At 66.0% G+C, this 7,610-nt stretch carries 1 protein-coding gene; it reads right to left on the bottom strand.

Annotated elements, in window-relative coordinates; translation table 11 throughout:
* On the bottom strand, nt 1-7,440 hold a 7,440-nt coding region (locus tag QH168_RS05860; protein ID WP_280233428.1), incomplete at its 3' end, for a methyltransferase domain-containing protein.
* Between the last annotated feature and the right edge of the window lie 170 nt (nt 7,441-7,610).

The raw sequence follows: 7,610 nt of genomic DNA, 5'->3' as shown, positions 1-7,610 counted from the left end.
CGACGGTGTGTCGGCGGATTTGCTTTGTATGCCGTGGTGTTGGGCCACGAACCTGGTGTGCCACCAGTCGCCGTTGCGAACAGCTTCGTCGAAACCTATCCCGCGTACCGAGTCGTCGGAGATCTCGCCGCCCTCGTGGAGGATGATGCGCTCGCGTCCGGAAGATTCCGTGAGGAATACCTCGGCTGCGCGGCGTATATATGGGAACTGTTCATCTGTCGGCTGCTTGGTATGATGTTGCGCGCTGTACCATATTTGGCTGCCATTTGGGGTGATGTATCGAGCGATGCGCGCTTTATGGCCGAACTGCTCCTCCATCTTGTTTTCCAGCGCATCGCTCGCCGGCCTGAGATCGTTGAACCTTTGTGCGGCGGCGTCGCTGAGCTGGGGAATGACATGGGATGGCCGTTGCGGCCCGACAGTCGGTTCCGGCGCGTCGCGATCACTGCTGGACCCGAGCGAGAGCGCGGGACGATCTGGTCGTAGGTTCACCGGCTTGGTGGCGGTTATCTCATACCAGTCGTCCGGGCGTTCCTCGTCGATGAGATGGGTCTTTCCGATGCGGAAATCGATCTCATCGAATCCGGCCTCCTCCAGACGCTGAATGGCGGCCCGCCGGGCGTCGGCATGGACCATGGGAGCGATGCCCGGGCTGAGCAGCAGCTGGCCGCCGGGCTTCAGGACTCGATGAGCCTCGGCCAGGGAGTGCGGCGATTCGAGCAACACCCCCAAGGGGGCCCGTTCGAGATACACCACATCGAACGTGTCATCGGGAATTGCAGACAGGTTGCGAACGTCTGCGAGAAGGTCCGGACGGACCTCCGCTGCGATGTTGACAAAGACCTCTCCGGGTTCAGCCGGTCGATAGGTGTGGCCGCCGCCCACCACGAGCCTGGCCTCGACATCGGAGTGGCGGATATCCGCCAGAAGTGCGAGAAGGTTCGTCGTCGGCTCGGTACGAAGCTGCATCTGCGCGGACTGTGTGCCGGCCTCCGCGCTGTTCGCACCGAACGGCCCGTGTGCCATGTAGCGTCGGTCCATGTCGGCGATCTGACGCATCTCCCGAGAGTGGTTCGCGCGCAGATCCTCGTGCCCGTGATCGTTCTCGGGCGGTAACCCGGCCTGTTCCCGGACTGATCGGACCAGTCGCTCAGCGTCGGTACGGGGCGGGGCTTGTCCGGCCGGAGCTTCCGGGACCGCCACTACCGTCGCGCGGAGCAGCCAGTGGTCGTCGCCCATATCTATGGAACTCGGTCCCGGGTTCGACCGGGCCGCTCGTCGCCGCAAGGTTTCGCGAAGGTGGTCGATTCTGTCGTTGATCGGCTGCCGGTCAGGCGTTGGCGTCGCATGCCGTGCCTCGACCGCGTGGAACAGATGCGTCAAGAGCTGGAAGCGCTGTGGATCGGCGGTCTCGGGTCGTTTGATGTGGTCGAGCAGTTCATCGAGCAGATAACGTGCCTCGACGAGTTGAGCGGCGGCGCTCGGATCAACCGCGTCGTTGGCGAACTCGCGCGATATCGCGTTGCGCGCCGAGCGGATTCGCTGCTCGTCCAAGACTCCGAGCAGGTCGGCCACGACTGGATCGACCGGTTGGTCGTTTCCTGGCCGGGCGCCGATCGGGTTCATCGGGAAGTCGGCCGATGGGTCGCCGGGATCGTTCGGGTCGAACGGCAATGCCGGGCGGAGCACCGTGCCGACATGGGAATGTTCTTCTGCGCGATAGGCGGTGCCGAAGTATTCGGCGCCCGGTTCGTCCCTGGTACCACGTTCGTACCGCGTCCAACGCACTTCACGTGGGCGGTACGCGAGTGGTTGCTCGGTCGGGTCGTACCCATGGACTTCGCGTTCCCAGACGACGTCGTCCTGATCGATCGTCCACAGCGTCATATGGGCGCCGACGTCGCCCGGCCTGCGCACCACCAGCGCCACCCGCGCCCCGGCGCCGAGTTCCGCCAGTCGATCGGCGACCTTGTCGCGTGCTGTCCGCGTGCTGTCACCGACGAATCCGGACGGCTCGAACCTGGCGCCGGTTTCACCGCTGAATTCGGGCGCGAACATCTCGCCGTGTTCACCACGTCTGCCCGGTAGCCCGATCGGGAGCCCGGCACGGGAGAGTTCGCCGACGACCTGCGTGGCGCAATCCTTCGCGTATTCGCCCTCCAGCAGCTGTGCCAGCGCGACGTCGTCGCGGGGCGCGCCGTAGCTATCGTGGACGCGGAATCCCGCGGAACCATCGGCGTGCGGCGTTGGGTCGGTCGAGACTCCGGCGGGCTCGGATAGCAGGCCCACGAGCTCGGGGTCCTGTTCCGCGTGGCGCACGATCGCATCGGCCGCCTCGTCGCCGGCCTGAAGGTGAACAGTCCCCAGTGGCGGTCGCCCCCCTGGCTGAGTCGAGTAGTGTTCCCGAGTTCCGACGAGGCCCAGAATGTATTGACCGACAAGGTCCGCCGCTTCCACCGCCGATGCGGGGTCGGTCAACAGGATCACCGAGGCGACCCGCCGTCCCGGGATCTTTTCCGCGTCCACGAGGTCGGCCGTTGCGTGCTGGACCGCTTCGAGTATTGATGCCGGGGAAATGCCGTTGCCGAAGACGCGGATCCGGACATCGTCGGCATCGTCGGCATCGCCGATGGCCATCGCGATATGTGCCGGGCCGCTGAAGGACTCTGTGTGTCGGTCGTACAGATGGACCTGTGGGTGGCCCGTCAGCTCCGCAGCCTGATGTTCCGCGGCAGCCAGACCGATCAGAGCAGTCGCCAGGTTTGTACGCGTCGCATCGAATTCGTCATCCGCGTCGGCCGGCTGCCGTGACCTGTCCGCGTCGTCGGCCTGCTTGTCCCGCAGCAGGGCCAGCCGGGCAATACGGTTGCGCCAGCGCGCGGGAATGCCGTACCTGTCCTGGTTCAGGTCGCCGAGCAGCGACCATTTCTGCTCCCGGTTGAGCGCATCGAACGATTTGGCGCCCTGTACGACCTTGCCGAGGAAATCAGTGGTCTGCCATGCCTCAGCACGAATAGTGGTCAGCTTGGTCCACGCGCCATCGGCGAGCATTTCGAGATGCGGGTGCGCACTGCGCCAGTCCTCGGGCAGCAGCGGCCGGGGTGCCGGCCGAGGGGCGAGCAGTTGATCGGCGACCGCGGTGAGCAGTGCGTCCAGGTCCGCGAATCGCCGAGCCGTGTCGGAGAGGGCACCACCCTCGGGTGCACCGTCGAGATCCGAGTAGGGCACCAATCCGCGCACCCACGGACCCACCGCCGATGGGTCGATGTGCAGCCGATGGGCTATGTCCTGCGCCAACTGTTCGCGGCTGCGCCGCAGGGAGTCGAGAACCTCCGGGTCGGCGAATGCGCGCGGCTCGAGACCCAGCCGGACCGCGAGCTCTTCGGCTTCGCTGTTTGCCTCGGCTCGCCGCGCACGTCCATGATCGCGGGCCTCGTCGACCTTGCTGACGAGATTTGCCGCCGCATCGCCCGTGGGCCCGTCGGTGTGCGGTTCGCGCGGTCCGCCGCCGTCGAGCGCGCCCGGACGGCCGGGCTCGGCCGCGAACCACACCGAGGGGCTTTCGGAGCCGGGCAGTTTCGCGATGGTGGGCGGGGACTGGAAGTCGCGCGGGCCGTGGGCGGAGAATTCCTCCCATGCTCCCGCTCCCGGATCCAGATCGGAGCCGGAGCCATAGGCCGGACGGAGCGACCGCTGCGGTGGCCGGTACGGCGCGGAGCCGTCGGCTCGGCGTGTCCGGCCGCCAGCACCGACCTCGCCGCGGGCGCCGACCGCAGCTCGGACGCGCCGACGACCGTTGCCGACGAAGATGTCGAACTGCCGTGCGGCCCCGACGGGCGGGAAGATGATGTATGGCCGTGAAGCGGCTGGTCGTTGGACCGGTATGCTCGCACTCTCGGCCAGCGCCTGTGCGGCCAGCGCCTGTGCGGCCAGGCGTTCGGCCGCCTCCGCCTCCGCCACCGCAATCTCGGCATCGAAGCGTGCTTGCCAACCTCCGTCCGATTCCGCGAGCGGCTCCGGAAGATGTGCTCCTTCATCCAGCTCGACGAGTCGCTCATCGAGTCCCTCCAGGTACCTCTCGAGCTGTTCGGCGCGCCTGTCGTCAGCGGAGTGGTTCGGCATCTTGGCGGGGTGCCTGGTGTTCGCCCGTGCGCGGAGCCCCAGATCACGTGGGACGGGTTTGCCCGCCCTGTCGATGGTGTACAGCACCGCGAAGGCTTCGTCGACCTTCCCCGGAGCCTGCCAAATCGTCTGTGCGCTTTCATCTTTGCTGATGGCTCGGATGCGGGGGATGTCGATCTCGCGGTCGGATCCATCGGCGGCGGGCCCGAAGATCAGGGTAGTGCCGTCGACATTGATGATGGCGACGCCGAATACGTTGGTGCCCTGGCGGAGAGCCATATATGCCCTATCGATGCCGTTTCCGGGCGTATGGACAGCTTTGACCACGCGCGCGATGGGATCGCCTTCGGCCGAGATCGGCCGAAGGTCGGCGCCGAGGACGTCCGCGAGGGGTCGCCAGTTGTCTTCGGCGTCCCAGCGTGGGTCGGTCTCGTCGGGTTCGGGGGAGTCGTCGAGCCCGAGTGCGTGGGCTACGCGGGCGAGTTGAAGGGCGCCGTATCGAATGGTGGCAGAACCTGAGGTGCCGAGCTCGGCGTGCTCTGCTGATTCGTCGCCGCTCGCCGCAGAGTCGTACGTCTGCTTGCGGATGGAGAACCCGACCGCTGTGGCACCGATGGTTGTCAGGCCGAACAAACCGGCGACCGCCGTCGCGGTCGCCTGGGCGCCCCATGTCGGCAACGTCGCGGCAGCGGCGAGGCCGGCGGCCATTCCGCCCGCCGCACCGAACATGTTGAGAGTCGATCCTGCGCCACCCAGGACCGATTTCGGAACGACGTGGTCTGTATGTCGTTGAAATGCAAGGTTATTGACATAGTTGGTCGCGCCGACGCTACCCATGGCGCCCAACAGGATGTATGGGTCGGAGGTGTTCGCATATGCCAGCAGGAGTCCGACCGACGATGCCATCGACACCGGGTACGTGTACTTCAGATGCGCTCGTCCGATCGCCTGCTTTACCTTCGGGACGAAAGACTCGAGGCCCTTGGTCGCAACCATTCCGGTGGCGATTCCTGACATGAGGAGTCCACTTGTCAGGGCCGAATAGTCACCACCGGCCACCAAATCGGTCAGGATGACAATTCCCATTGTCGACCCGAACGTCGCCGGTGGCGTCAGGATCAGGAAGTTCCTCATGAACCGGTCGTTGAACATGCGGCGAGGTCCTTCGAGCAGGCCTGGCCGGTTCACCTTATCCGTCGGAATGGACGGGAGCTTGTACAGCACCCACTGATTCACCAGATGGAGTGCGCCACTGGCACCAAGAGCAATTGGTCCGACAATCGGTCCAAGTGATTTGCCGACCGCACTGGCCATCGCATTCTGGAGAACGTTGTATCGCCCAGCGACTTTCAGATCTTCCTCTTCGAGGGCTTTCGTGTCGTCCCTGACCAGCTTTTTACGGTAAGTGGAACTGGTGTTGCTCCGGAGTGCCGTGGTCGCGGCGGTGACGATCGTCGCACCGACGACAGCCTCCTGCGCACCATCCAGACCCAACAGGATCCAGCCGCCAGCGGAAAGCATGGCCGCGGTTTGGGTCGCCGATGCCAGTTGCAAGGTGAGTCGGTTGTTGCCGCGGTCGGTAATAGGTCCGGCCGCCAACTGGGTGACCAGCGTGGCCCCCGAAGCCCCGGCGGTCATCAGCGCCACCGTCTCCATGGACCCGCCCATGCCGAGTACGAACAGCCCTGAACCGGTCGACCAGGCATTGTCGGCGATGACGGCGGGGGTCTCGACCAGGAATTGGTTCCTGAGGTTCGGGTTGACCGACTCGCCGCGCTTTTGAGCCCTTCTGCTGCGGAGCCATTCCAGGAAAGACTTCGACGGCTCATCGCCGGGAAGGTGGCTGAGTGCGCCTTCGACCGGTTTGCCGCTCTTCGGCGCAATCGACGGGTCGATCCCGCTGAGATCGGGACCCAGCTGGTTGTCGTCGTTCATGCTGAACAACCGGGCGCGGGTGGGTGCGCTGCGATGCGCGCCGCCCTCGAGGTCGAGTGCTTCCCAGGTGCTCAGTTCATGTGCGCCCGCCAGGCGGCCGTCGAATACGACGACCTCGGGACCTGCGGGTTGGTCGAAGCGGGTGAGCACGAGAGCGTGATGACGAGCAGTCCCCTCTACATAGACCAGGGCGCTGTCGGCGGTGGCGGATGCGAGCAAGTCCGCGACAACCCGATTCCAGGTGGTCCCGGGTTGGTTCGTGACGGTATTCGCCAATGCCGCCCACCGCGGATCGGCCGCGGCCGGAATATTTCCGCGGGACAGGTCGAGGTGGCCCAGCGCGTTACTCGCCCTGACCAGGCAGTCGACCGCCTCGATGCGCAGGTCACCGACCTCTTCCCGGCGCGTGGGGTCGGCGGGCTTGCGCGGTCCGGAATCCGTGCGTCCGGGCGCCGACATCGGCGGTGCCGACGTCTCCCCGGTCGGGTGCGGACGGGGAGACGTCGAATCCCCGAGCGCGGACGACTGCGGTTTGGTAAAGCTCACCGCCACTGTGGTGTGGTTTCCCGGTGGTCCTTCCAGGTGCAATACCTCGGCCACGCTGAATCCGTGGCGAGTGGCCATCTTTCCGGTCCAGGTGGCCAGTGCGGCGTCCTGGGGTGAGAGCCCGGCCGCGACGCCGGCATTGAAGGAGACGAGGTTGGAATCTTGCCCGCTGTCGTTCTTCCACGCCCCATGGATGCTGGACACGTCCTGGCCGATTGCCTGCCACAGGTCGTCGAACATCTCGCTGCCGCTGGGGGTGCGGTCGGAGCTTCGGACCCGTAGGACGAGGCTGCCGACGCTGTCGACTTCTCCGGAGATCCCTTCGAGGAGTTGAGTGAGATCGGCGGTGCCACCCGCGTCGTACCTGTTGACGTAGCGGACGACGGGCGCTTGTTCGCTTTTCGCGCGAAGGAAGTCCAGCGTCTGAGCGTGCCAGTCGCCGCCCCCGACGTTGTCGAATGTGGGTCGAAGCCGGGCGAACTCCTCGGTGAACGCGTCGAGGTCGGCGCGCAGCATGTCGTAGTCGAGGAAGTCGAAGCTGCGTGCCCCCGGGGAGAATGCGAATCGTGAGGCGAGCGGGCCGAGCAACTGCCGCATCGCCGCGACCGCCGGATCGTCGGCACCACGGTCGGGCGGTGTCGGCTCGGCCGGTGATCGTGGTGTCGCGGGGGTTGGCGTCCTGGCAGCCGGGCCCGCTGTCGCCGGGTGTCCCTTCCCGTGTGCGTGCGCGCCGGGGGTGGCATCAGCAGCGAAGCCGAAGGTGAGGCCGGGCTGCTGCTTACGCGGGTGAGGCGCCCGGGCAAGAGGTTGGTCGAGCCCGGGGTTGTCGTCGACCACGTTGGGCGGTTCGAACCGCAGTGGAGGGCCTCCGCCTGGTTGGCGGGTGCCGGGATCGGACCCAGTGGGGGTGGACGAATTGGTTGTTTCGGTGTCTTGGGTCTGATCGGGTGAGGTATCGGTGCTCTGGCCTGTGTCGAAGCGGACGGTCAGGAAGCGGGGGCGGTAGA

The sequence above is a fragment of the Nocardia cyriacigeorgica genome, assembly GCF_029868385.1.
Taxonomy (GTDB): domain Bacteria; phylum Actinomycetota; class Actinomycetes; order Mycobacteriales; family Mycobacteriaceae; genus Nocardia; species Nocardia cyriacigeorgica_F.
This window is presented reverse-complemented; position numbering and strand designations above follow the sequence as displayed.